This is a genomic window from Streptomyces sp. AHU1 (assembly GCF_045343905.1).
Classification (GTDB): domain Bacteria; phylum Actinomycetota; class Actinomycetes; order Streptomycetales; family Streptomycetaceae; genus Streptomyces; species Streptomyces triticiradicis.
Genome location: NZ_CP174283.1, coordinates 4,396,487 through 4,421,245, shown reverse-complemented (window position 1 = coordinate 4,421,245; position 24,759 = coordinate 4,396,487). Strand labels below are relative to the sequence as shown.

Here is a 24,759-nt window from a genome sequence, read left to right as displayed (position 1 = left end):
ACGCACCCCGACGGGGCGTCCGACGGGCCCGTGCGACGACGTCCACCGACCAGGAACGAGGAACACACCATGCACGGCAACACCTCCGGACGCCGCAGCCTCCGCCGCATCGCGGCCGTCACCGCCGGCCTCGCCCTGGGCCTCGGGCTCGGCGTCTCGGCGCACGCCTCCCAGGCCGACGCGGGGCACCGCGCTCCCCTGGCGGCCACCGCCAAGCCGCGGACCGTGAGCGGCAAGACCGGCGACGCGCTGACCGGCATCGCCGACTTCTACGGTGCCTACATCGACGCCCAGAACGGCTTCGACCCCGAGCCCAAGCTGATGAAGGACCTGCGCGCCCACTACCTGGACTCCGCGCTCAGCAAGAAGCTGACGGCCTGGGAGCGCACGAACCACGCGGACGGCGTCCTGCGCGCCCAGAGCATCCCCTCCCGGTGGACGGTGACCGAGAAGAGCAAGGGCGACTCCACCGAGGCCGCCGTCACCCTGTCCTGGGAGCACGGCGCCCCCGTCAAGCTCTCGGTCGTCATGACCCCCAATCACCGCATCGTCAGCATCACCCCGGCCAAGTAGCCGCCAGGTGCCGTGGGCCGGGCGCCTTCACCGGAACCACCGGAAGAAGGCGCCGGCGGCTGGTGCGTCGGCTGCCGGGCGGAACCGGGGCGGGCCCAGGCGCTGCCCGTTGGTTCGTCGGCCGGATCGACGGCAGCCCTGACGGCGACGACAGCACACCGGTGCGCGTGATGGCTGACCTGGGTAGGGCCCGTTTCGACCGGCAGCCCCTCTGGTTCGTGGTTCCCGCTCGGACGGCTCGGCTGTGTTTGCGCCAAGTTCGTTCCACGTGATCAGCGGGCCGGGGTGTGCCACTTGCTCACCATTGGTCCAAGCACACGACGGAACGGCGTCGGCTGTCCGCCCCGGTGGGGCTTCGCGGGTGGCTCGGAAATGTGGCCTGCACCGGATCGGTCAGCCGGCAGAGGCCTGTTGAACCGCTCCCACTGGGGGTAGAACCCCCTTACACGGACAGTGTTTCTCGGATCGAACCTCGCGTTGACAGGGCCCAGACGCCCGGGTGCGGTCTCCCGGTGCTGGGCGGTCTGCCGGGGGAGGACAGCATCTCGGCGTGCGAAAGGGGGCGGCGTTGGCTGAGGATCGGGGTGCGGCTTCCTGGCGGAAGAGCAGCTACAGCGGCACCAATGAAAGCAACTGCTGTGAGGTTGCCGTGCTCTCCTGCGAGATCCGAGTACGCGACTCGAAGCGTCCGAGTGGCACCGTGCTCACCTTCACTCCGGATGCCTGGCGAGTGGCACTGACGTTGTTCTCGACCTGGAGCGGTTCCCGGCAGTCGAGCGGGTGACTCTGATACAACCGGATGTGCGATGAGCAGCCAACAGCGTGAACGGTCGATGAGCAGGGGGTCCGGCGTCATCGGGTACTCCCTGGTGACCGGCATGCTCGCCTCGGCTGCGGGTGCCGGGTTCTCTCTGCTCGGCGGAAGCCCGTGGGTGCGTCTGGGCGTGTGGCTGGCCGTGCTGGTGGCGCTGGCCGCGGGCGCCGGCTGGTGGTGGGCGAGATCCCCCGCTACGGCCCGTCGCTGGACGGTGGATCTTTTGGCGCGTCCGGCAGTGCGGAGCGCACACTCTCGAAAAGCTTGATGAACGTTCTGACGAGCATCGGTCCTCCGGTCACCGTGCCGACCCAGGCAACCTCCGGGGGCACACCCATCTGTATGCCGGCGTAAGCCACCAGGACCGAGACCGCGGAGAAGAACGCCACCATCACCACGAGGTTGCGGATGACACGCAGCACGTCGTCCACATGAGCCCGTCGGCGCCGGATCCCGTTGTCGGTCTCCGCCTTCTTCCACCGCAGCAGGCGGGCGCAGGCATCGCGACTGCCGAGAACCAGCCTGGTGAACGAAGAGTTTTCGAGTTCCCGGCGGGGCCCAGGGACGGTGGCCGGACGTGTGGTGCCGACGCTCGCGGTCTCGGGATTCTGCTCCCGTCCGCGGCGCTTGCTCCTCCTCTTGCCGGTCGTCATGACTTCCCCTGGGCCCCGATAGCACTCTGATGCGGCGTCAGGTGCGGTGGAATTGTTCGATGAGTTCGTCGATCAGCGCCACGGTGTCCTCCTCGGAGAGCGCTTTGTTCCGCAGGTCCTCGAAGCACTCCTGGTAGCGGGCCACGAGTTCACGGTCGTCGCGGATCGTGGACACGCCTCCCGGTCCTGCCACGTAGAGCACGTCCTCGTCGTCGTGGAAGCCCAGCAGGAAGAAACTGCTGTCCAGGCTGTCGTGGGCCCCGGCGGAGAAGGGCAGGGCCCGCAGGACGGCCTTGCTCTGCGTGATCAGTTCTTTGAGGAATGTCAGCTGGCGGCGCATCACGGTCGCTCCGCCGACCTGGCGGCGGAGCGCCGCCTCGTCCAGGATCATTTCCACCTGGGGTCCGCCCTCCTGGAAGATGCGGTCCTGCCTTGCCAGTCGGAGGTCGATCCGCAACTGGGCCTTGGCCACGGGCTGGCCGACTTCGAAGAGCGCGTTGATGTAGTCCGCGGTCTGCAAATGCCCGGGGATCAGGCTCGGGTGATAGCCCCTGATGTCGTTCGCCGCGCTTTCATAGCCCAGGTACTGGCTGAAGGGCTGGCTGATGACGTCGTTGTACTCCGTCCACCAGGACTGCCCCTTGCTCCCGCGTGCGGCCTCTTCCAAATCCGCCACGACATCCGGGTCGTCGACCCCGTACTCGTGGAGGATCGCTCGCAGGTCCGTGACCGAAAGACTGACCGTGCCCGCCTCGATGCGGATGAGCTTCGACAGGGACCACTCCAGGGAGTCCGCGGCCTCGCGCTGGGTCAGGCCGCGTTTGTCGCGGGCCGCCTTGAGTGCGAGGCGTAGTTTGCGGCGGTTGAGGCTGGGGTCCACGGCGGTGGGCATGGCGCTCCTTCGATTGGGCGACAGGGGCGTCTTGACACTTGGCGTGTCGAAACCTTTCTATCCTAAGGGTTCTGTTGGCCGTCATCACATCGAGCTACCCAAACGGCTCTACGCTTGACGCCGCTGTCACCTAGCAGGTACCCAAACGACACATGTCTAATCGACGAGAGCTGGAATAGACCGGGGAGAGTGTCGCGCGTCACATCCTCTCGCGTCGGGCGTGGTTTCAGGTGCTCTCGAGGAGTGATGTCATCCGGAACGGCGCTCCGGGACCGGCTCTGCGGACGTGCGGGGACCGCTGCTGTTCGTGCCGCACGCTCCCGTTCGTGTCCGAAGCCGGCGTTCCGGGCGTTCCCGCTGGTCAGACCCTGTGTCGGTGGGAGGCCCTACTGTCGTCGTGTGCGGCGGGTGTGGACGTGTTCGGGGTTGCGGTGGTCGGGGGACGGGCCCGTGCTCGTGTGGGGCGGCGGGCGGACGAGTCCGCTGGCTCCGGGGCGGCGGGTCGCGTTCGGTGTCGTGGACGGAGGCGTGCGGACCTGCGTGGGGGCGCGGGGGAACGCGTGCCCCGTGCGGGCCGTCGTGTCGCCGCGCGGTACGGGGGCGCGGTGCGAGGAGTGCGCGCGGCTGGACCGGGCGCACTCCGTGGCCGCCGACACGCTGGCCGACGACCCGCGGCCGTACCGGGTGTACCTCGCGTGGTTCGGGCCCGGCATGGTCAAGGTGGGGATCACCCGGGTCGAGCGGGGTTCCGTGCGGCTTCTGGAGCAGGGCGCCGTCACCTTCAGCTGGCTGGGGCAGGGGCCGTTGATGGCGGCGCGCCGGACCGAGGAACTGCTGCGGGCCGCGCTCGGGGTGCCGGACCGGATTCCGTACGCGGACAAGAGGGCGGTGCGGGCGGTGCTGCCGGAGCCCGGGGAGCGCGTCGCCGAGCTCCGGGAGCTGCACGGGCGCGCCGGGGACCTCGACGGCTGGCCGGAGTCGGTCGTGCGCGCGCCCTTCGAGCCCGTCGATCACACGGACGTGTTCGGACTCGCCGGGCTTCCGCCCGCGCGGGAGGCCGTGCGCGAGCTGGCCGCCGGGGGCGCGGTCAGCGGTGAGCTGTGCGGTGTGGCGGGTCCCGATCTCCATCTCCTCACCGGGCGTGGAGCCGTCGTCCTCGACACCCGGCTGATGACCGGATGGGACCTGACCGGTGCCGGTGCCGGTGCCGGGGGCGCGGACGGAGGTTCTGGAGTCACCTTTCCCGTACGGGAGTTGCCCGTTGCGGACGCCGGTGTCCAGGACGGTCTCTTCTGAACGGGAAGGGTGCGAGGGGGGAGGGAAAGGGTTCGGAGGGGCGGGGCGCGGCCGGAAAGGTCAAGACTTCGATCCCTTTTGGATCCCGTTCGGAAAGGTGGTGGACGGCGGAGGACGCCCGGAAGGAGAGTGGCGGACATGAACGATCACTCTGATCTGCCCGTCCCGGCCCATGAGCCCCCCTACTACATCGCCGTGTTCACCTCCGTGCGGAGCGAGGAGGACGCCGGGTACGGGGAGACCGCCGACCGGATGGAGGACCTGGTGAAGCAGGTACCGGGCTATCTGGGAATGGATCACGCCCGGACCCCGGGCGGCCTGGCCATCACCGTCGGGTACTTCCGGGACGAGGAGGCCATCAAGGAGTGGGGCGCGCACGCCGAACACCGGGCGGCGCAGCGACGCGGCCGGGCCGAATGGTACGAGCGGTACACCCTGCACATCGCCAAGGTCGAGCGGAGCCACGGGTACGAGCGTGCCGGGGACTGAGCGGGAGGGCGCGGAGCGGCCGGCGGCCCGGGAGGAGCGGGGCGAGGCACGGGAAGTGCGGGACGAGGCCCGGGAGGTGCGGGGCTTCTGGGAAGGCCTCGGTCTGCCCGGACTCGTCGACGTCCACACGCACTTCATGCCCGAGCGGGTGCTGCGCAAGGTGTGGGACTACTTCGACGGGCTGGGCGAGCTCACCGGCGGCATCGAGTGGCCGATCGCCTACCGCGCGGACGAGGACGAACGGCTGGCGCTGATCCGGGAGTTCGGGGTGCGCGCCTTCACGGCGATGCTCTACCCGCACAAGGCCGGCATGGCCGAGTGGCTCAACTCCTGGGCCGTCGGCTTCGCCCGCCGAACCCCGGACTGCCTGCACACCTCGACCCTCTTCCCCGAGCCGGGCGTCGAGGGGTACGTGCGCGAGGCGGTGGAGGCGGGCACGCGCGTCTTCAAGGCGCACGTACAGGTGGGGGCGTACGACCCGGCGGACGAACTCCTCGACCCCGCCTGGGGGTTGATCGCCGAGGCGGGGATCCCCGTGGTGATCCACTGTGGATCGGGGCCCTCACCCGGCAAGTACACCGGCCCGGCACCGGCCGCGGCCGTCCTGCGCCGTCATCCCCGGCTGCGGTTCGTCTTCGCGCACATGGGGATGCCCGAGTACGAGGACTTCCTCGGCCTCGCCGAGCGGTACGACGAGGTGCGGCTCGACACGACCATGGCGTTCACCGACTTCAGCGAGCGGCTCGCGCCGTTCCCGCCCGCGCTGCTGCCCCGGCTCGCGGACCTCGGGGACCGGGTGCTCCTCGGCACGGACTTCCCGAACATCCCGTACCCGTACGTCCACCAGCTGCGCGCGCTGGAACGGCTCGGGCTGGGCGACGACTGGCTGCGGGCGGTCTGCTTCGGGAACGGGGCCCGTCTCTTCGGCCTCCGCTGACGCCGGAAAGCGCTACCCAGCAATTTCCTGAGAGGCACCTGTGCGTTTCTCAGGAAAATCACAGGTCTCCGAAAGGATGCTCTCAGCGGCGCCCACCAAGGTGTCCGCTATGACCACGACCTCGCCCCAGGGGCGCACCGAACTGCTGAGGCCGGACGGGAGCCCCGTCCGGGTGCTTGTGGTGGACGACGAGCTGTCGATCACCGAGCTGCTGTCCATGGCCCTTCGCTACGAGGGATGGCAGATCCGCAGCGCGGGTGACGGGACGGGCGCGGTGCAGACCGCGCGCGAGTTCCGGCCCGACGCCGTGGTGCTCGACATGATGCTGCCCGACATGGACGGGCTCACCGTGCTCGGCCGGCTCCGCCGGGAGCTGCCGGACGTCCCGGTCCTGTTCCTGACGGCGAAGGACGCCGTCGAGGACCGGATCGCGGGCCTCACCGCCGGTGGCGACGACTACGTCACCAAGCCGTTCAGCCTGGAGGAGGTCGTGGCCCGGCTGCGCGGTCTCATCCGCCGTTCCGGCGCGGCCGACCGGCGGTCCGAGTCCGTGCTCGTCGTCGGGGACCTCACCCTGGACGAGGACAGCCACGAGGTGTCGCGCGGCGGGGACAACATCCACCTCACCGCGACCGAGTTCGAGCTGCTGCGTTTCCTGATGCGCAATCCGCGCCGGGTGCTGAGCAAGGCGCAGATACTCGACCGTGTGTGGTCGTACGACTTCGGCGGCCAGGCCAATGTGGTCGAGCTCTACATCTCGTATCTGCGCCGCAAGATCGACGCCGGGCGCGAGCCGATGATCCACACGCGGCGCGGCGCCGGTTACCTGATCAAGCCCGCCGCGTCATGAGCGGCCGACGGCGGACGCGGGCGCAGAAGAGGCGAGCACGACAGCCGCGCACCCTGCGCTCGCGGCTCGTCGTCGCGTCCGTGGCGCTGATCGCCGTCGTGGGCGCGGTGATCGGCACCGTGACCACGCTCGCGCTGCGCACACACCTGTACGACCAGCTCGACGACAACGTCGCCGAGCTGGCGATGCGCGCGGCGGGCCCGGGAGGCTCCGCCCCCGTGGGCAACCCCACCGGCGACGGAGCCGCACACCCCCCGGGTGACGACGGCATCGCCAAGGATCCCCTGGAGTTCGTCCTCCGGGGGCAGTCCATGGGCGCCATCGGCGCGACCGTGACGAACGGCGAGGTCACCGAGGGCATAGTCAGCGTGGGGAAGAAGGACTCCAACGGGGTCAAGCAGCCCACCGCGCTCCGGCTCGGCGTGAGCCAGCGCGCCGCCCTCGCCTCCGTGGAGAAGGACGGACACGCCCACACCGTGGAGATCCCCGGCCGGGGCGAGTACCGCGTGCAGTACAAGGAGGGCTGGAACGGCGCCTTCTACGTGGCGCTCCCGACCGACGACGTCACCAACACCCTCACCACGCTGATCTACGTCGAGATCAGCGTCACCGGCGCCGGTCTCGCCGCGGCGTCCCTCGCGGGCGCGGCCATCGTGACCCTCGCCCTGCGCCCCCTGCGCAAGGTCGCCGCGACCGCCACCCGGGTCTCCGAACTCCCCCTGCACACCGGCGAGGTCACCCTCTACGAGCGGGTCCCGGAGTCCGAGGCCGACCAGCACACCGAGGTCGGCCAGGTCGGTGCCGCGCTCAACCGGATGCTCGACCACGTGCACGGCGCCCTGCACGCCCGCCAGCAGAGCGAGATGCGGGTGCGGCAGTTCGTCGCCGACGCGAGCCATGAACTCAGGACCCCTCTCGCCTCCATCCGCGGGTACGCCGAGCTGACCCGGCGCGGCCGCGAGCAGGTCGGCCCCGACACCCGGCACGCCCTGGGCCGCATCGAGTCCGAAGCGGGCCGTATGACGTTGCTCGTGGAGGATCTGCTGCTGCTCGCGCGCCTGGACGCCGGACGGCCCCTTCAGTTCGAGCAGACCGACCTCGTCCCGCTCGTGGTGGACACCATCAGCGACTCGCGCGCGGCGGGCATGGACCACAACTGGCGGCTCGACCTGCCCGAAGAACCGGCGCTGGCGTCGGCGGACGCGGCACGGATCCAACAGGTGCTGGTCAATCTGCTGGGCAATGCCCGCAAGCACACCCCGCCCGGTACGACGGTCACCGTGCGTGTCCAGCGGCGCGGGTCGTGGATGTGCGTCGACGTGGAGGACGACGGCCAGGGAATCCCGCCCGACCTGCTGCCGCATGTGTTCGAGCGGTTCGCCAGAGGCGACTCGGCGCGCTCCCGGGCCACCGGGTCCACCGGTCTCGGGCTCGCCATCGTGCAGGCCGTCGCGGCCGCGCACGGAGGTGCCGTGACCGTGGACAGCGTCCCCGGCAGGACCGTGTTCACCCTGCACCTGCCCGCGCTCGCCCCCGAAACGTCCTGGCCATCGCACTCACAGGCACAGCACAGCGCCACCACATGGGTGCGACAGGGGGCTTGACGAGAGTCGCTCCCATGCGAACCGACTCTTCTCCCGGCAATCTGCCGGCGCGGGAGCACCTCCCGGCCACAGACGCCGGTACGGCTGTCCTGGACGTAGTGATCCCCGTCTACAACGAGGAGAAGGACCTCCAGCCATGTGTGCTCAGACTGCACGAGCACCTCAAGCGCACGTTCCCCTACGCGTTCCGCATCACGGTGGCGGACAACGCGTCCACGGACACCACCCCCCTGGTGGCGGCGCGGCTGGCGGAACGGATCCCGGAGGTCACGTCCTTCCGGCTGGAGCAGAAGGGCCGCGGCCGGGCGCTGCGGACCGTGTGGTCGGCGTCCGACGCGCCGGTCCTCGCCTACATGGACGTGGACCTGTCCACCGATCTGAACGCCCTGCTGCCGCTGGTCGCCCCGCTGATCTCCGGACACTCGGACCTCGCGATCGGCTCGCGGCTGTCCCGCTCCTCACGGGTGGTGCGGGGCGCCAAGCGGGAGTTCATCAGCCGCACGTACAACCTGATCCTGCGCGGCTCCCTCCAGGCCCGCTTCTCGGACGCGCAGTGCGGCTTCAAGGCGATCCGCCGTGACGTCGCCCAGGAACTGCTCCCCCTGGTCGAGGACACCGGCTGGTTCTTCGACACCGAGATGCTGGTGCTGGCCGAGCGGGCCGGGCTGCGCATCCACGAGGTCCCGGTCGACTGGGTCGACGACCCGAACTCGACGGTCCACATCGTGAAGACCGCGACGGACGACCTCAAGGGCGTGTGGCGGGTGGGACGCGCCCTCGCCACCGGCTCGCTGTCGCTCGACCGTCTCACCCGGCCCTTCGGGGACGACCCGCGCGACCGCGAACTGACCGGCGTACCCGGGGGACTGGCCCGCCAGCTCGTCGGATTCTGCGTCGTCGGCGGCCTGTCCACCCTCTTCTACCTGCTGCTCTACAGCGGCTTCCGCTCCTTCTCCGGAGCACAGGTCGCCAACGCGCTCGCGCTGCTCGTGTCGGCGATCGCCAACACGGCGGCCAACCGGCGGCTCACCTTCGGCGTGCGCGGCCGGAGCGGTGCCGTCCGGCACCAGGCGCAGGGCCTGGTCGTCTTCGGCATCGGGCTCGCCCTGACCAGCGGCTCCCTCGCCGCGCTGAACACCGCGACGAGCGACCCCTCGCACTCCACCGAACTGGCGGTGCTCGTCATCGCCAACCTCGCGGCGACCGTGCTGCGCTTCCTGCTCTTCCGTGCCTGGGTCTTCCCCGACCGGCGCGGCGGGACGCCGTCGCCGTCCCCGGTGGTGGCCTCCCACCAGCCGGTCCCGCCGGTCCAGCCGTTCCACCCGACGGCCGCACGCCGGGGCGGGGACGCGTGTCCGCCGCTGCCGCAGCGCCCGACGGCGGCCCCGTCCCCGTACGACACGGCCCCGTACCGCGCCGGTGAGGCCGCGGACGGCTCCTGGCGGGATTCGACCATGCAGTTGCAGGCGGTGCGCCCGCACGATCACGATCCGAGGAACGCGCGATGACGACACAGCCCGACACGAGCGCCGTTACGCGTACGGACTCCGGTCCCGGTCACGCCTGGGGGCCGGCCTCCTCGACGCCTCCCCCGGAGCACGCCCCGCCCGCGACCCTCCCCGGCTCCGGTGAGCCCGAGCGGCCCTTCCTCCGGCGAGTCTGGAGAGGCCGGTCCGAGGACCCGCGCTGGGCCCGCCCCGCCCTCCTCGGCCTGCTGCTCGCCACCGGGGTGCTGTACCTGTACGGCCTGAGCGCCTCCGGGTACGCCAACTCCTTCTACTCCGCGGCCGTGCAGGCCGGCAGCCAGAGCTGGAAGGCCTTCTTCTTCGGCTCGCTCGACTCGGCCAACGCCATCACCGTCGACAAGCCCCCGGCCTCGCTGTGGCCGATGGCCCTGTCGGTGCGGGTCTTCGGCCTGAGCTCCTGGGCGATCCTCGTCCCCGAGGTCCTGATGGGCGTGGCCACGGTCGGCGTCCTGTACGCGGCCGTACGCCGCCGGTTCGGCGCCGCAGCGGGCCTGATCGCGGGCGCGGTGCTCGCGCTCACCCCGGTCGCCGCGCTGATGTTCCGGTTCAACAACCCGGACGCGATGCTCGCGCTGCTCATGACCGTCACGGTCTACTGCGTGATCCGCGCCCTGGAGGACGGCCGCACGAAGTGGCTCCTGTGGGCGGGCGCGGCGGTCGGCCTCGCCTTCCTCGTCAAGACGCTCCAGGCCTTCCTGATCCTGCCGCCGCTGGCCGTGGTGTACGCGGTCTGCGCGCCGGTGCCGGTCCGGAAGCGGTTCACGCAACTGGGCCTCTCGGCGGCTGCGATGATCGTCGCCGGTGGCTGGTGGGTCGCGATCGTGGAACTGTGGCCCGCGTCCTCCCGCCCGTACATCGGCGGCTCCCAGAACAACTCCTTCCTGGAGCTGACCTTCGGCTACAACGGCCTCGGCCGCATCAACGGCGACGAGACCGGCAGCGTCGGTGGCGGTGGCGGTGGGGGCGGCACCGGGCAGTGGGGCGAGACCGGCTGGGACCGGATGTTCAACTCCGAGATCGGCGGCCAGATCTCCTGGCTGCTCCCGGCGGCCCTGATCCTGCTGGTGGGCGGTCTCGTCCTGACCCGGAAGGCGAAGCGGACCGACCTGGCCCGTGCCTCGTTCCTCGCCTGGGGCGGCGCGCTGCTGATGACCGCGCTGGTCTTCAGCTACATGGCCGGCATCTTCCACCAGTACTACACGGTGGCCCTGGCCCCCTACATCGCCGCCGTGGTCGGCATGGGTGCCACGGCGCTGTGGGAGGAGCGGGGCAAGGTGTGGGCGGCGCTCACCCTCGCCGGCGCGGTCACCGCCGGCGCGGTCTGGGGCTACGTCCTTCTCAACCGCACGTCCGACTATCTGCCGTGGCTCAAGTGGCTGGTCCTCGTCGGCGGTCTGACCGCAGCGCTCGGCCTGATCTTCGTGGCCCGGCTGGGCAGGCAGCTCTCCCTCGCGGCAGCCGGACTGGGCTTCGTGGCGGCGGTCGCGGGCCCGACGGCGTACACGCTCTCCACGGTGGACACCGGACACACCGGCTCCATCGTGACGGCCGGTCCGGCCGGGGCGGGCATGGGCGGCTTCGGCGGCGGACGGGGCGGGTTCCCCGGCGGCGGTGGCGGCATGCGGGGCGGGTTCCCCGGTGGTGGTCAGAACCAGCAGGGCGGCGGTACCGCCCCGAACGGGCAGCAGGGTGGCGGGATGCCCGGCGGTGGTGTGCCCGGTGGTGGCACGGGGGGCTTCCCCGGTCAGAACCAGCAGGGCAACGGCGGCACCCGGGGTCAGAACCAGCAGGGTGGCATGCCCGGCGGCGGTACGGGTGAGGGCGGTATGCCCGGCGGTGGCGGCGGGGCCGGAGGGCTGCTGAACGGCGCGACCGTCAGCTCCGCGGCCGAGGCGCTGCTGTCGAAGAACGCGGGGGACTACACCTGGGCGGCCGCCGCGATCGGTTCCCAGAACTCCGCGAGCTACCAACTGGCCACCGGGAAGCCGGTGATGGCGATCGGCGGCTTCAACGGCACCGACCCGTCCCCGACCCTGGCCCAGTTCAAGAAGTACGTGACGGACGGCAGGATCCACTACTTCATCTCGGGCGGCGGAATGGGCGGCGGCGGAACGGGGGGTGGCATGGGTGGCGGCTCGGCTTCCGGCGGTTCCTCCACCTCCTCGCAGATCAGCTCGTGGGTCACGGCCAACTTCAAGAAGGTGACGGTGGGTTCGGCCACCTTCTACGACCTGACGCAGCCGAAGGCCGACAGCTGACCGGCAGCTGACCGGCCACCGCCGTTTCGGAGGAGAGCCGGATTTCGGACGGAGTGCGGTCCATGTCCCTGAAGGGCCCGCCTAGCATCGTCGAGGAGGGTGGTCCGGGAGGTTCCGGCCCGCGACGGGGTTCGAGTTCCCAGGAGGGTGCGCCATGGTGAAGGCAGCCGACAGGGCGAAACGACCGGAGCGGACCAGTGTCTGGCTGGAGGGCAAGGCTTCACGAGGCAGGGTTCCCCGGGACGGGGCGGCTCGGGACGGGGCGGCCCGGGAAGGTGGCCAGCCGTCCGGGCTCGACCGGGAGCGGATCACCGGGGCCACGGTGCGGTTGCTGGACGCCGAGGGGCTGGCGAAGTTCTCCATGCGGCGGCTGGCGGCGGAGCTGAACGTCACGGCGATGTCCGTGTACTGGTACGTCGACACCAAGGACGATCTGCTGGAGCTCGCGCTCGACGCCGTGTTCGGTGAGCTGGCGCTGCCGGACGCCGGGTCGCAGGACGGCTGGCGTGATCAGCTGCGGGCGCTGGCCGTCGGGTACCGGGCGCTGCTGGTGCGCCACCCCTGGGTGTCGACGCTGATAGGGAACTTCCTGAACATCGGGCCGTGTTCCCTGGCGTTCTCGTCGTGCGTGCGGCAGGTGATCCGGAACACCGGGATGCCGCCGCACGGGCAGATGGGGGCGATGTCGGCGGTGTTCCAGTTCGTGTACGGGTTCGGGACGATCGAGGGCCACTTCGTGCAGCGCTGCGCATCGGCGGGCATGTCGCAGGACGAGTACTTCCGGCGGGCCATGAGCACCATCGGCGAAGAGCCGCAGTTCGCCGCGCACTTCGAGGGCGCGGCGGGTCTCATGGAGGCGCGGGGCGGGGACACCGTGTCCGAGATGCGGGAGCGGGACTTCGGGTTCGCGCTGTCGCTGTTGATCGCGGGGATCGAGGCGATGGTGGCGCGGGGCTGACCCCGCGGTTCGCTGCGCTGGCCGTCGCGGGTGCGGTGCCGGTCCGGTGGTGGGTCGGGGCCGTGCCGGTGCATCAGCCCGTCGCTGTCGGGTGAGGCGTGGGCGTCGGTGGCGACGGGCATCGATGTACCGGCACGGCCCCTCGCGTGCGTCGCCGGGTGCCGGTGCATCGTGGCTGAGTTCCAGCGCCTCGCGCCGGATCCCGGCTGCGGGGAAAGTTCAGCCCCTCCGGCGTTTGAGGAGCGGGGGTCCGGGGGCGGAGCCCCCGGGTACGGGTCGGGTAGGGGCGGAGGGGGCGAAAAAAACAGGGGGTGGGGCCGTCCGGCGGAGGGTCAGTCCTGGGGGGCCAGGTGGGCCGGGAAGCCGCCGGTGGCCACCGGGCCCCAGCGGGTGGGAGTGACGCGGATGATCGACTTGGCCTGCTTGCGCATCGCCGCGCGGTACTCGTCCCAGTCGGGATGCTCACCGGCGATGTTCCGGTAGTACTCGACGAGGGGCTCGACCGAGTCGGGGGAGTCGATCACCTCGGCGGTGCCGTCGATCTGGACCCAGGGCCCGTTCCACTCGTCGCTGAGGACGACGAGGCTGACCCGTTCGTCCCGCTTGGCGTTGCGGGTCTTGGCGCGCTCGGGGTACGTCGAGACGACGATGCGGCCCGAGTCGTCGACACCACAGGTCAGCGGGGATCCCTGGGGGCCGCCGTCGGCGCGGCGGGTGAGCAGGATCGCCCGGTGGCGGGGGCGTACGAAGTCCAGCAACTCGTCCAGGGAGACAGAGGTGTTCGTCGCGATGTCGGGTGCCATGCGATCAGCGTAGGGCGCGTGCCCCGCGACCGCCTGCGGGCGGCACCCGACCTCGGCGAAGAGGCTAAAGTGCTCTTCGTCCTGTGCTCGCAGTCGGGAATGTGCTGCGGAGCTCTCCTGCGCATGGCCGTGTGGCCGTGCATGCCGAAGAGGTTCGTAGTGACTGCGTCTGAGTTTTCCGAATTGTCCCGTTCCGATACGGGTTTCGAGCTGGCCGAAGGTCTCACGACCGCCGCTCAGCAGTTGCACGAGACATCGAGCCCCCACGCCACCCTGCACACCGCCGTCCGGCTGGCCGTGCGCATCCTGCCGGGCGTCGAGTACGCCGGGATCTCCGTCATCGAGCCCAAGTCCGACCGGCAGACACTGGCCTGGACGGACGAGGTCGTCCGCTCCGCCGACGCGCTGAACGCGGGCCGTGAGCACCACCCGTACTGGAACCGGCTGTGGACGGCACCGGTGGCCCGTATGGAGGACAGCGCCGCGGAGGACGGGGATCTCGCGCTGTCGGACCTCGGGCTGCGGTCGGTGCTGTCGCTGCGGCTGCGCGCCGACCGGCGGCGGCTGACCGTCCTGACGGCGTACGCGCGGGAGCCCCGCGCCTTCGACGAGTCGGCGGCCCGGATAGGACGGCTGTTCACCGCGCACGTCGGCATCGCGCTGGACTCGGCGACCCTGCGCGAACAGCTCACCGAGGCGATGCGCACCCGGGATCTGATCGGGCAGGCCACGGGCATCCTCATGGAGCGGCTCGACATCGACGCCGCCGAGGCGTTCGACAGCCTCGTGCGCACCTCCCAGCGGGAGAACGTCAAGCTCCGCGACCTGGCCCGACGGGTCATCGACGCCGGCGAGGGCGAGTGAGCCGGTCCCGGGAGGCCGACGGCTCCGGCACGGCTCGGACGTCCGGTCCCGGGCGATGAAAACCGGCCCGTGGGGGCGCACCGCCGCTCAGGGTGCGCGCATCCCACGGGCCGGGGCTCGGGCTATTCGCCGCGGCGGGCGGGTTCGACGTCGTCCTCGGGGCCCGCTTCCGGTGCGGTGCCGGCGGCCGGGGCGAGGGCGGCGGTGGCCGCTGCCTCGACCGCCTCGGCGACGGGCGCCTCGGTGGCCGGCTCACCGGACTTCTCCGCGGCGGCCTGGGCCATCGCGCCGGACGTCCGCAGCGGGACCTCCTTGATGAACAGCACGATGAGGAAGGCGACCAGCGCCATGCCGGAGGCGATCAGGAAGACGTCCGCGATGCCGTGGCCGTACGCGCTCTCCATCACGTTCCGCAGCGGCGCGGGCAGCTTGTCCATGTCCGGGATGCTGGAGCCGGAACCCGAACCGGACGCGAGGGCCGCGTACTTCGGGCCGAGGTCGGTCAGGCCGTCCTTCACGTAGTCGGTGATCCGGTTGGCCATGACCGCGCCGAGCGCGGAGACACCGATCGCACCGCCGAGGGAGCGGAAGAAGGTCACCGTGGAGCTCGCCGCGCCCAGGTCCGAGGGCGCCACCTGGTTCTGCGTGGACAGCACCAGGTTCTGCATCATCATGCCGATGCCCAGGCCCAGCAGCGCCATGAAGACCGCGACGTGCCAGTAGGCCGTGTCGTAGCGGATGGTGCCGAGCAGGCCGAGGCCCGCGGTGACGAGGAAGCCGCCGGAGACGAGCCAGTACTTCCACCGGCCGGTCTTGGTGATGATCTGGCCGGAGACCGTGGACGAGACGAACAGGCCGCCGATCATCGGGATCGTCATGACGCCCGACATCGTCGGGGACTTGTCCCGCGCCAGCTGGAAGTACTGGCTGAAGAACACGGTCCCGGTGAACATCGCGACACCGACGAACAGCGACGCGAGGGAGGAGAGGGTGATGGTGCGGTTGCGGAACAGCCGCAGCGGGATGATCGGCTCGCTCGCCTTCGACTCGACCAGCACGAACAGCAGGCCGAGGACGACCGAGCCGCCGACCATCGTGTACGTCTGCCACGAGATCCAGTCGTACTTGTCACCCGCGAAGGTGACCCAGAGCAGCAGCAGCGAGACCGCGGCGGAGATGAAGAACGCGCCGCCCCAGTCGACCTTCACGTCCCGCTTCACGACGGGCAGGTGCAGGGTCTTCTGCAGCACGATCAGCGCGATGACCGCGAACGGCACACCGACGTAGAAGCACCAGCGCCAGCCGAGCCAGCTGGTGTCGGTGATGACACCGCCGAGCAGCGGACCGCCGACGGTTGCGACGGCGAACGTCGCGCCCAGGTAGCCGGAGTAGCGGCCGCGCTCGCGCGGGGAGATCATCGCGGCCATCACGATCTGTGCGAGGGCGGACAGACCGCCGACGCCGATGCCCTGCACGACACGGCAGGCGATCAGCATGCCGGGGTTCTGGGACAGACCGGCGGCGGCCGATCCCAGTACGTAGATGATCAGTGCTATCTGGACGAGCGCCTTCTTGCTGTACAGGTCGGACAGCTTGCCCCACAAGGGCGTGGTCGCGGTCATGGCCAGCAGCGAGGCCGTGACGACCCAGGTGTAGGCGGACTGTCCGCCGCCCAGGTCGCCGATGATCTCGGGGAGTGCGTTGGTGACGATCGTCGACGACAGGATCGCGACGAACATGCCGAGCAGCAGCCCGGAGAGCGCCTCCATGATCTGCCGGTGCGTCATCGGAGCGCCGTCGGCGCCTCCGTGCTTGGCGTGAGAGCCCCGCACACCGGCTGGTGTGGTCGTTGCCATGGGGTTCCTTTTCTGACGTGTTTACACGGGTGTACGGGTGGTCGGTTCTGGTGCGCTTGTCGCGTACGGGGGAGGGTGCGCGGGTGCCCGCTGCGGGGAGCGGCAGTCGCCGAAGCTCTCGCGCAGCCGGCCCATCAGCTCGATGAGCAGCCCGACCTCGTCGTCGGACCAGTGGCTCAGCCGGTCGGAGAGCAGTCGCGACGTGCGCAGGGACAGCTCGTCCAGCTGCGCGTGCCCGGCCTCGGTGAGGCGCAGGATGCGCGAGCGCTTGTCGGCCGGGTCGGGGCACCGCTCTATCCAGCCCCGGTCGGCGACGTGCGCGACGTGGCGGCTGGTCACCGACATGTCCACGGAGAGCAGCTCCGCGAGCCGGCTCATCCGCATCTCGCCGTACCGGCCGAGCAGGGTGAGCACGGCGGCGGATCCCGCGGGGCACTCGGGCGGCAGGATCCGTCCCAGGCCCCGCTTCACGGCCCCGATGGCGCTGAGCTGACGGGCCAGTTCCTCGTACTGCGCCTGCCCGGCCATCGCACCTCCCCTGTTCGTTGCTTAGGGCAACCATAAAGAAGTTGGTTGCCGCAGGCAAATGAGTTCGGGGATTCAGGGCTAAAAACTTGGCAAAGGCAAGTGTTGGCGAACGGAAACGGGCAGGTGGGAGCGGTGGAGGAGGGGTGGTGACGCGGGTGCGGAGCGGGGGCGGGGCGAGGGGGCCGTACGAGACCGCGTGCGCCCTGGTCGCGGGGAGGGCGCGGAAGCGTCACGGACGGCGTGAAGGCGAACCCGGCACTTGGGCAGCCCCCGCGCATTCGCTAGGGTCCGGCCTATGGCAAACACCCAGGGCCCCGAGGGCAACTACGACCCCGCGGGCAGCACTCAGATGTTCCGTGCGTTCGTCGACGAGGCCCCCCAGGGCCGGCAGCAGCAGGCGGCCGCTCCCGCCGGTCCCCGCGTGGGCCTGATCGTCGGCGTCGTCCTCGCCGTCGCGGTCGTCGTCGGGGTGGCCTGGCTCGCCTTCATGTGATCCCGCGGGGCCGCGCGGGCGGACGCAACGGAACGAGCGGGTGAGCGGGGCCGCGTGACCCGGCGGGGCCGCGCCCCTACTCCCACCGGACGGACACGTCCCGCGTCTCGACGTGCATGCCCAGCGGCACCCGCCACGCGTCGACGCACACCGTCCAGGTCCCGCTCTTCCGCGCGCCGGCCTCGATCGGCGCCGGAAGGGCCTCGGTCGACCGGATCGTCGCCCAGTCGATCCCGAGCGCCCCGATGATGTGCGTACCGAACGTCACCGTGCCCGAACGCACCGCCGTACCACCGGTGTTGCTGAAGGAGACGGTCACCTTCTCGCACCACCGCCGGTCGGTGGCCGTGCGCGAGGTGCCGCTCACGGCGAGCGCGGCGGGACCGGCGCTCACCGTCGGGCCGGGCGCGGGCGGCGCGGAGGAACCTCCCGAACTCCCGCCCGTACGGCCGGAGTCACCGTCCGACGGTGAACCCGGGGACGAAGAGGACCCGCCGCCGGTGCCGGTCCCCGTACCTCTTGTACCTCCCGTACCTCCCGTACCTCCCGTACCTCCCGCGCCCGGCCCGGATCCGCCCGCGTCGGCGCCCGGTCCTCCCGGACCGTCCGGGTCGGAGGCAGGATCTCCCGGGTCACCCGCGCCGTCGGCCGAGGACCCGCCCGGACCGGTGGTCGGCGTCCTGTTCCCGGACCCGGAACCCGCCTTGCCCCCAGGGGAGTCGGAGCCGTCCGCGGACCCGCCGTCCAGCGGCACCAGGGACACCTCGCCCGAAGGCGCCACCACCGCCCCGGACACCCGTGGGGAGCCGTCCGCGGCCCCGACGGCGGCATAGCCGCCGCTTCGGCCGCTCCCGCACGCGGCCAGCAGTCCGCCCAGACACAGCACGGCCGCCGAGGCGCTCATCAGGGCACCTCGACGGCCGCTCGTCGACTCGTGACGCATCGGCTCCTGACGCATCGCGCCAGTCTGACTGACGATCCGTCAATTATGAACCCCGCGTGGGCGGGTCAGTCGGAGATGAGTCCCTCGCGCAGCTGGGCCAGCGTGCGGGTGAGCAGGCGGGAGACGTGCATCTGCGAGATGCCGACCTCCTCGCCGATCTGCGACTGGGTCATGTTCGCGAAGAAGCGCAGCATGATGATGCGGCGTTCGCGGGGCGGCAGCTTGGCGAGCAGGGGCTTGAGCGACTCGCGGTACTCCACGCCCTCCAGCGCGGTGTCCTCGTAGCCGAGGCGGTCCGCGAGGGAGCCCTCGCCGCCGTCGTCCTCGGGGGCGGGCGAGTCCAGCGACGACGCCGTGTACGCGTTGCCGACGGCGAGGCCGTCGACCACGTCCTCCTCGGACACCCCGAGGGCCGCGGCGAGTTCGGCGACCGTCGGGGAGCGGTCGAGCTTCTGCGACAGCTCGTCGCTGGCCTTGGTGAGGGCCAGGCGCAGCTCCTGGAGGCGGCGCGGGACGCGGACCGACCAGGAGGTGTCGCGGAAGAACCGCTTGATCTCGCCGACGACCGTCGGCATCGCGAAGGTCGGGAACTCGACGCCGCGCTCGCAGTCGAAGCGGTCGATCGCCTTGATCAGGCCGATGGTGCCGACCTGGACGATGTCCTCCATCGGCTCGTTGCGGGAGCGGAAGCGGGCCGCCGCGTACCGGACGAGCGGGAGGTTGAGTTCGATGAGGGTGTCCCGGACGTAGCCGCGCTCAGGGCTGTTCTCGGAGAGTGCCGCGAGGCGCAGGAAGAGGGAGCGGGACAGGGTCCGGGTGTCGATGGCGCCCGAGGACTCGGGGACCAGAGCGGCTTCCGGGGCCTCGGCGGCAGGGACGTCGTGAAGCGCGGCGTGCGCCTCGGGCACTGCGTCGCTCTTCGTGAGCGTGAGCACCTTCGAGCTGCCCTGATCTGCGGACATGCCACCCCCTTTGGGTCGCGGACGGTCGCGGCAGTCGCTCCCGTCGGAGGAACGCAGCCTCCACCTGAATACCGGAGGCGAGGCCGCGGCAAACGCGCTCCCGGAAGAATGTCACATGTCGGCAACACGCTGTAGAGACTTGTCGACATGTTGAGGGTGGATCAGCGCTGGAAAAAAGGGGTCTGACGGGTTTTCAGCGCTGAACCGACGTAAAAATCGACCTTGAGCGAATCGCTCTTTTCGGTTACGACTCGATCCTGTTTGCGGATCGGAGACGCGCGAAGCTGCGGGCGAGGAGCCTTGACACGTGCATCTGGGAGACGCCCAGTTCTGCGCTGATCTGTGACTGGGTCAGATTGCTGTAGTAGCGGAGCAGCAGGATCCGCTGCTCGCGTTCGGGCAGTTGTACGAGCAAATGCCGTACGAGGTCGCGGTGTTCGACTCCGTCGAGCGCGGGGTCCTCGTAGCCGAGCCGGTCGAGCAGCCCCGGCAGCCCGTCGCCCTCCTGGGCCGCTTCGAGGGAGGTCGCGTGGTACGACCGTCCGGCCTCGATGCAGGAGAGCACCTCCTCCTCGGTGATGCGCAGCCGCTCGGCGATCTCGGCGGTGGTGGGCGAGCGCCCGAAGGCGGTCGTCAGGTCCTCGGTCGCGCTGTTCACCTGCACCCACAGCTCGTGCAGCCGGCGCGGCACGTGGACGGTGCGAACGTTGTCACGGAAGTACCGCTTGATCTCGCCGACGACCGTCGGCATCGCGAAGGTCGGGAACTGCACGCCCCGTTCCGGGTCGAAGCGGTCGATGGCGTTGATCAGGCCGATGGTGCCGACCTGGACCACGTCCTCCATCGGCTCGTTGCGGGAGCGGAACCGGGCCGCCGCGTACCGGACGAGCGGGAGGTTCGCCTCGATGAGGGCGCCGCGGACCCGGTCGTGCTCGGGGGTGCCCGGCTCCAGCACCTTGAGCTCGCCGAAGAGGACCTGGGTGAGGGCCCGGGTGTCGGCGCCGCGACGCCGCTCCTGCGCGACCTCCTGGACCGGCGCGGGGCCGGACGTGGCGTCCGGTGCGGCGGTGCCGGGGGCGGGGTGGCCGGACGCGGGAGGGGCCGCGGGGGCCGCCGCGGTACCGGCCGCGGGGGCCGGTGTGCCCGGCGCCGGGTTCGGGGCCGTGGTCTGCGCCGTGGTCCGCGCCGGAGGGGAGGGCGGGGCGGACGCGAGGGCCGTCGCCCGGTCCTCGGCCGGGGCTTTCTCCTGGGGCGGCGCAGTACTGGCCGACACGGTCAACGCCACCTCTTCATTCGTCAACGATCCGTCAACGTATCCGTCAACTCGTTCGTCAAAAGCGGTCATAGCATCACAAGACATGTGCACTGTGTGCAAGCACCGCATAACGCCGTGTTGGGGGTGAGTTGGAGGTGAGTTGAGGTCCAAGACGCCGAGAACCCCTGACCGGTTGCGGTCAAGGGCCCGGAAGGAGTGTGCGATCAAAAATGATCAGAACGGGTAGTCGGCGATCACCCAGGTGGCGAACTCCCGCCAGAGGGCGACGCCGGCCGTGTGCGCCGGGTGTTCCAGGTACCGCTTGAGGGCGTCGGTGTCCTCGACGGCGGAGTTGATCGCGAAGTCGTACGCGATGGGCCGGTCGCTGATGTTCCACTCGCACTCCCAGAACCGCAGTTCGGGGATCAGGCCGCCGAGCGCGCGGAAGGCGGCGACGCCCTCGACGACGCGGGGATCGTCGCGCCGGACGCCGTCGTTGAGCTTGAAGAGGACCAGATGGCGGATCACGGGGGCTCCCTGGTGGTGAGGTGGTTCTTCGCGCGGTCGCGTCCTCGCCCGGCCGCGCCTCGCGTCCTGCCTGTCCGGCGCCGGGTGCGCGAGATTCCCGCGTCGGCGTCGCCGTCCGGCGTCAGTTCCCCGCGCCGTCGGCGATCCAGGTCATGAAGTCGCCTATCGCCCCGGCGGCGTTCGATATGCCCTCGAACGCTATCTGGACGTAGTCGGCGGCCTTGGCCGGATCAGTGATGATCACATAGAGCGCGAAGACCACGAGCACATAGATGGCGATCTTCTTCGAATTCACCGCCATGGCGGCCTCCCCTGTGACTTCCGCGCCCGTCGGCCCCCTGCCGCCGGCGGCGAGTTTAACCTTCACGTTCTCTTTAAGGACCAACGGCCCGCTGGCAGAGGTCCTTTGCCGGGCCTCACGGGCGCTCTCGCGGTCCAGGATGGAAGGGAGCCCCGGCGGGAGCCGAAAGGAGTCCCCGGGGCCGGAGGGGCCCCACTGCGGGGTTCTCGCCGCCCGACCTTCCCCCAAGACGGCGGCGTGGACTTGAGGGTTCCTTCCGTGGGGGAAGCGGGTGCGCCCCGATGCGCCCCTTCCCCCCTCCTCTGTGGGAGCGGAGCACCCTTGCGGGTGCGGAGGAGCCCCGGCGACCGAGCGGCGCCGGGGCTCCTCCGCGTCCCCGGACGCCCGGAGCGCGCGACGGGCGGGACCCGCGGCGGCGGCCGGAGCGCCGTCCCCGCGGGTGAACCCGCGGAATACCCGGACGGTCCTCCGGCTGTCATTAACATTTCAAAAATCCCCGGGCGGCCGTACAACTGTTCCTCGCGATCACGAGTCTTCGCACGTGAGCCCGAACGGGCTCCTCCGAAGCCTCGCGCCCACGTGACCCCCATCGAACGTGAGCGCTCAGCCCATTTGAGGAACGCGCATGCGTATTCGTGCAGGTCTGGCCGCCGCGACCGTGTCCGGTGCCGTGGTGCTCGCCGGCCTCGCCGCTCCCGCCGCCCAGGCGACGGACGGTCCGGAGATCACCACGCCGAAGATGGCGCCGTTCACGGGCGCCACGCCGGCCGACGACAGCCAGGGCGACACCCGGATCACCAAGGTCACGGTCAACGGCAACTCGGACATCGTCGTCGGCGTGTCCAAGAAGAGCTTCAACATCTACGTGACCGCGACCGACCCGTCCGGCATCAGCACCGCCGACGCCATCCTGTGGCACGGCACCAGCCTTTCCGAGGACGGCCTCGACGGGGCTATGGGGGCGGAGCAGGAGGCCACCTGCGACAACTGGAGCGCCACCTCCGCCACCTGCAAGATCACCATCACGGCCGAGGCCGGGTACACCGAAACGTCCCAGCTGTACGACAGCTTCCTGGCCGGCAAGTGGAACGTGGCGGTGTACGCCATCGCCAACGACGGCGACTACGTCGAGAAGGACGTCTACAAGAACAGCTGGGTGAAGCGGGCCGCGAGCTTCAGCGGCTTCAACGCCTCTCCGGAGCCCGTCGCCAAGGGCAAGACCATCACGGTCACCGGCACCCTCAACCGCGCGAGCTGGACCTACCTGAAGTACTACGGCTACGGCAGCCAGTACGTCCAGCTGCAGTTCAAGAAGGCGGGCACCAGCACCTACAGCACCGTCAAGACGGTCAAGAGCTCGTCCAGCGGCTACCTGAAGACGACGGTGACCGCCTCGGCGGACGGCACCTGGCGCTTCCACTACGCGGGCAACAGCACCTCGTCCGTCGCGGACGCCTACGACTACGTCGACGTCAGGTGATGTGAGCGGCTGAGCGGCGGCCCCGGATCGCTCCGGGGCCTTCCGCGACGAAGGAGACCGCCCCCGCCCGGCCTCCCGGCCGGACCGGAACGGAAACGCACGAAGGGCCCGACTCATCGAGTCGGGCCCTTCGCATATCTGCGGTAGCGGAGGGATTTGAACCCTCGGTGACTTGCGCCACACTCGCTTTCGAGGCGAGCTCCTTCGGCCGCTCGGACACGCTACCGAGGGAGACCCTACCCCAAGGTGGGCCGTGGTCTGAAATCCGTTTCGGCGACCCGGTCCGTCCGGGTGGAACAGGGGCGTGGGACGGGCGGCGCGGACCGCCGTCCGGCCGGTGCCCGGGCCGTCCTGTCCGTCGTCCCCCTACGCGCTCCCGTCGCCGCCCGGACGGTTTCCGGCGGCCGCCGCCGGGTGGTGCGTTCGTGGGCGTACGCGGCGGGGCTCGGCCGCTGTCGGCCGTCGGGAGGCCGGTCGGGCCTGTCCGCCTTCCGTCCGGTTGCCGGCGGCCGTCGGCGGGCGGTCAGCGGGTGCGGAAGAAGTCGGTGAGCAGCGCGGCGCAGTCGTCGGCGAGGACGCCCTCGATCACCTCGGGACGGTGGTTGAGCCGCCGGTCGCGGACGACGTCCCAGACGGATCCGGTCGCGCCCGCCTTCTCGTCGCGGGCGCCGTACACCACCCGCTCGACACGGGACTGGACGAGTGCGCCCGCGCACATCGTGCAGGGCTCCAGGGTGACGACGAGCGTGCACCCGGACAGCCGCCACTCACCGAGCCGGGCGGCGGCCCGGCGCAGCGCGAGGACCTCGGCGTGCGCCGTCGGGTCGCTGGTGGCCTCGCGTTCGTTGTGTCCGGCCGCCAGCACGGTCGTGCCGTCCGGGGACAGCACGACGGCACCGACGGGAACGTCGCCGCCCCGGAGGGCCAGCCGTGCCTCGTCCAGCGCGAGCCGCATCGGGGCCCGCCACCGGTCACGTACGGGATCGGGCGGCCGGGGTACCTGGTGGGGGGTGCTCACCCCGGGAACCTAGCGGAATCCCGCCGGGGCCGACGGCAGGGGACCCGCGGACGCGGCCCCCGCCGTCCCACCGTCCGGAGAGGAGGCCGGCCGACGGCAGGCGAAGACCCGGCCCGCCGGACGGGGCCGGTTCGCCGGTACGGAGGCCGGCTCGCGGGCGAGAGGGCCGGGCCCCGTTTCCAGGGCCCTAGCGGACGGTCTCCAGGACCTCTGCCGCTCCCAGGGCCTCGGCGATCGTGCCGAGCGCGTCGCCTTCGTCCAGGGCCAGCAGTTCCCTCTCGCTCACTCCGAGGTCCGCGAGGATGTCGCGGTCCCCGACGGGGCTGTGCGACACGGCGTCGCCGGACACACTCCCCTGGTCCTCGTCGTCGTCCTCGGAGTCCCCCGGTTCGGGGTCCTCCGTGCCGTCCAGATCGAGGGAGTCCAGGTCGGCGTCGTCGTCGCCCGGCTCCCGTCCTAGTAGTTCGTCCGTGAGCAGGATCTCGCCGTAGGAACTACGGGCGGCCGCGGCGGCGTCCGAGACGTAGATACGAGGATCCTCCTCGCCGTCCACGCGGACGACGCCGAACCACGCGTCCTCCTGCTCGATGAGCACGAGCACCGTGTCCTCGTCCGAGACTTCACGGGCCAGATCGGTCAGATCCGACAGGGTTTCCACATCGTCGAGCTCTGTATCGCTCGCTTCCCACCCGTCTTCGGTGCGCGCGAGCAGTGCGGCGAAGTACACCGTGACTCTCCCACTGGTCATAGGTGTGCCGGTTGGGGTTCCCCCCGGCGGAGGCTGTGGGCGGGGAGTGCTGCTGCTCCGAGCCCCGCCCACTCGGAATCGTGGCAGAAAGACAGCGTTCAGGGGACGTCTTCGGCCTGCTGTGTCTGCC

At 70.8% G+C, this 24,759-nt stretch carries 24 protein-coding genes, 1 tRNA gene and 1 pseudogene; 13 read left to right on the top strand and 13 right to left on the bottom strand.

Annotation, left to right across the window (positions count from 1 at the left end; genetic code table 11):
- Positions 1-69: 69 nt before the first annotated feature.
- Together ACICHK_RS19745 and ACICHK_RS19740 are read left to right on the top strand one after the other, a co-directional pair.
- On the top strand, positions 70-573 hold the full coding sequence (locus ACICHK_RS19745; protein ID WP_406837946.1) for a hypothetical protein: 504 nt from the start codon (positions 70-72) through the stop codon (positions 571-573).
- Positions 574-1,072: 499 nt separating this feature from the next.
- Positions 1,073-1,357 (top strand): DUF397 domain-containing protein, encoded by a 285-nt coding sequence (locus tag ACICHK_RS19740; protein ID WP_406837945.1) that lies wholly within the window; start codon positions 1,073-1,075, stop codon positions 1,355-1,357.
- A 224-nt stretch (positions 1,358-1,581) separates the two neighbouring features.
- Here ACICHK_RS19740 and ACICHK_RS19735 read toward each other — a convergent pair whose 3' ends face one another.
- Positions 1,582-2,040: a hypothetical protein gene (locus tag ACICHK_RS19735; RefSeq protein ID WP_406837944.1), complete on the bottom strand. Its 459-nt coding sequence runs from the start codon at positions 2,038-2,040 to the stop codon at positions 1,582-1,584.
- Between the two features lie 37 nt (positions 2,041-2,077).
- Positions 2,078-2,932 (bottom strand): helix-turn-helix domain-containing protein, encoded by an 855-nt coding sequence (locus ACICHK_RS19730; RefSeq protein ID WP_406837943.1) that lies wholly within the window; start codon positions 2,930-2,932, stop codon positions 2,078-2,080.
- Positions 2,933-3,331: 399 nt separating this feature from the next.
- Here ACICHK_RS19730 and ACICHK_RS19725 point away from each other — a divergent pair, with 399 nt between their 5' ends.
- The 8 genes from ACICHK_RS19725 (at position 3,332) to ACICHK_RS19690 (ending at position 12,850) form a co-directional block, all read left to right on the top strand.
- A complete protein-coding gene (locus ACICHK_RS19725) occupies positions 3,332-4,228 on the top strand; it encodes a DUF2797 domain-containing protein (protein ID WP_406837942.1) in 897 nt (298 codons plus the stop codon).
- Between the two features lie 138 nt (positions 4,229-4,366).
- A complete protein-coding gene (locus tag ACICHK_RS19720) occupies positions 4,367-4,717 on the top strand; it encodes an antibiotic biosynthesis monooxygenase family protein (RefSeq protein ID WP_406837941.1) in 351 nt (116 codons plus the stop codon).
- A gap of 55 nt (positions 4,718-4,772) precedes the next feature.
- On the top strand, positions 4,773-5,654 hold the full coding sequence (locus tag ACICHK_RS19715) for an amidohydrolase family protein (RefSeq protein ID WP_406841268.1): 882 nt from the start codon (positions 4,773-4,775) through the stop codon (positions 5,652-5,654).
- A gap of 109 nt (positions 5,655-5,763) precedes the next feature.
- Positions 5,764-6,504 carry a response regulator transcription factor gene (locus tag ACICHK_RS19710; RefSeq protein ID WP_192582816.1) on the top strand — a complete coding sequence of 247 codons (741 nt, stop codon included), beginning with the start codon at positions 5,764-5,766 and terminating at the stop codon, positions 6,502-6,504.
- A complete protein-coding gene (locus tag ACICHK_RS19705) occupies positions 6,501-8,108 on the top strand; it encodes an ATP-binding protein (RefSeq protein ID WP_406837940.1) in 1,608 nt (535 codons plus the stop codon). The genes ACICHK_RS19710 and ACICHK_RS19705 overlap by 4 nt, the downstream gene beginning before the upstream one ends.
- A gap of 14 nt (positions 8,109-8,122) precedes the next feature.
- On the top strand, positions 8,123-9,616 hold the full coding sequence (locus tag ACICHK_RS19700; RefSeq protein WP_406837939.1) for a glycosyltransferase: 1,494 nt from the start codon (positions 8,123-8,125) through the stop codon (positions 9,614-9,616).
- Positions 9,613-11,892 carry an ArnT family glycosyltransferase gene (locus tag ACICHK_RS19695; protein ID WP_406837938.1) on the top strand — a complete coding sequence of 760 codons (2,280 nt, stop codon included), beginning with the start codon at positions 9,613-9,615 and terminating at the stop codon, positions 11,890-11,892. The genes ACICHK_RS19700 and ACICHK_RS19695 overlap by 4 nt, the downstream gene beginning before the upstream one ends.
- A gap of 154 nt (positions 11,893-12,046) precedes the next feature.
- Entirely contained in the window at positions 12,047-12,850 is an 804-nt protein-coding gene (locus ACICHK_RS19690; RefSeq protein WP_406837937.1) for a TetR/AcrR family transcriptional regulator, read from the top strand.
- 332 nt (positions 12,851-13,182) lie between these two features.
- On the opposite strand, the gene ACICHK_RS19685 is transcribed toward ACICHK_RS19690, so the two are convergent.
- Positions 13,183-13,653, bottom strand: coding sequence for a PPOX class F420-dependent oxidoreductase (locus tag ACICHK_RS19685; RefSeq protein ID WP_406837936.1), 471 nt, complete (start codon positions 13,651-13,653; stop codon positions 13,183-13,185).
- Positions 13,654-13,794: 141 nt separating this feature from the next.
- On the opposite strand from ACICHK_RS19685, the gene ACICHK_RS19680 reads away from it, so the two are divergent.
- Positions 13,795-14,517: an ANTAR domain-containing protein gene (locus ACICHK_RS19680; protein WP_406841267.1), complete on the top strand. Its 723-nt coding sequence runs from the start codon at positions 13,795-13,797 to the stop codon at positions 14,515-14,517.
- 134 nt (positions 14,518-14,651) lie between these two features.
- On the opposite strand, the pseudogene ACICHK_RS19675 reads toward ACICHK_RS19680, so the two are convergent.
- Together ACICHK_RS19675 and ACICHK_RS19670 are read right to left on the bottom strand one after the other, a co-directional pair.
- Positions 14,652-16,373: pseudogene (locus tag ACICHK_RS19675) on the bottom strand (MDR family MFS transporter); the annotation flags it as partial.
- Between the two features lie 21 nt (positions 16,374-16,394).
- Positions 16,395-16,901, bottom strand: coding sequence for a MarR family winged helix-turn-helix transcriptional regulator (locus tag ACICHK_RS19670; protein ID WP_406837935.1), 507 nt, complete (start codon positions 16,899-16,901; stop codon positions 16,395-16,397).
- A 295-nt stretch (positions 16,902-17,196) separates the two neighbouring features.
- Here ACICHK_RS19670 and ACICHK_RS19665 point away from each other — a divergent pair, with 295 nt between their 5' ends.
- Complete coding sequence (locus ACICHK_RS19665) at positions 17,197-17,394, top strand: hypothetical protein (RefSeq protein ID WP_103554757.1); 198 nt, start codon at positions 17,197-17,199, stop codon at positions 17,392-17,394.
- A gap of 76 nt (positions 17,395-17,470) precedes the next feature.
- On the opposite strand, the gene ACICHK_RS19660 is transcribed toward ACICHK_RS19665, so the two are convergent.
- The 5 genes from ACICHK_RS19660 to ACICHK_RS19640 form a co-directional block, all read right to left on the bottom strand.
- On the bottom strand, positions 17,471-18,298 hold the full coding sequence (locus ACICHK_RS19660; RefSeq protein WP_406837934.1) for a hypothetical protein: 828 nt from the start codon (positions 18,296-18,298) through the stop codon (positions 17,471-17,473).
- A 104-nt stretch (positions 18,299-18,402) separates the two neighbouring features.
- Complete coding sequence (locus ACICHK_RS19655) at positions 18,403-19,299, bottom strand: RNA polymerase sigma factor SigF (protein ID WP_151474509.1); 897 nt, start codon at positions 19,297-19,299, stop codon at positions 18,403-18,405.
- A 244-nt stretch (positions 19,300-19,543) separates the two neighbouring features.
- Complete coding sequence (locus tag ACICHK_RS19650; protein ID WP_406837933.1) at positions 19,544-20,572, bottom strand: RNA polymerase sigma factor SigF; 1,029 nt, start codon at positions 20,570-20,572, stop codon at positions 19,544-19,546.
- A 216-nt stretch (positions 20,573-20,788) separates the two neighbouring features.
- A complete protein-coding gene (locus ACICHK_RS19645) occupies positions 20,789-21,082 on the bottom strand; it encodes a Dabb family protein (RefSeq protein ID WP_406837932.1) in 294 nt (97 codons plus the stop codon).
- Positions 21,083-21,203: 121 nt separating this feature from the next.
- Positions 21,204-21,383, bottom strand: a complete 180-nt coding sequence (locus ACICHK_RS19640; protein ID WP_406837931.1) for a hypothetical protein — start codon at positions 21,381-21,383, stop codon at positions 21,204-21,206.
- A gap of 625 nt (positions 21,384-22,008) precedes the next feature.
- Between ACICHK_RS19640 and ACICHK_RS19635 the strand changes: the two genes are divergently transcribed.
- Positions 22,009-22,863 carry a calcium-binding protein gene (locus tag ACICHK_RS19635; protein ID WP_406837930.1) on the top strand — a complete coding sequence of 285 codons (855 nt, stop codon included), beginning with the start codon at positions 22,009-22,011 and terminating at the stop codon, positions 22,861-22,863.
- Positions 22,864-23,004: 141 nt separating this feature from the next.
- Here the strand turns inward: ACICHK_RS19635 and ACICHK_RS19630 are convergent.
- The 3 genes from ACICHK_RS19630 to ACICHK_RS19620 all read right to left on the bottom strand — a co-directional run bounded on the left by ACICHK_RS19630 (position 23,005) and on the right by ACICHK_RS19620 (position 24,608).
- A tRNA-Ser gene (locus tag ACICHK_RS19630) sits at positions 23,005-23,089 on the bottom strand.
- A gap of 297 nt (positions 23,090-23,386) precedes the next feature.
- Complete coding sequence (gene tadA, locus ACICHK_RS19625; RefSeq protein ID WP_406841266.1) at positions 23,387-23,818, bottom strand: tRNA adenosine(34) deaminase TadA; 432 nt, start codon at positions 23,816-23,818, stop codon at positions 23,387-23,389.
- 250 nt (positions 23,819-24,068) lie between these two features.
- Positions 24,069-24,608 carry a hypothetical protein gene (locus ACICHK_RS19620; protein ID WP_406841265.1) on the bottom strand — a complete coding sequence of 180 codons (540 nt, stop codon included), beginning with the start codon at positions 24,606-24,608 and terminating at the stop codon, positions 24,069-24,071.
- Between the last annotated feature and the right edge of the window lie 151 nt (positions 24,609-24,759).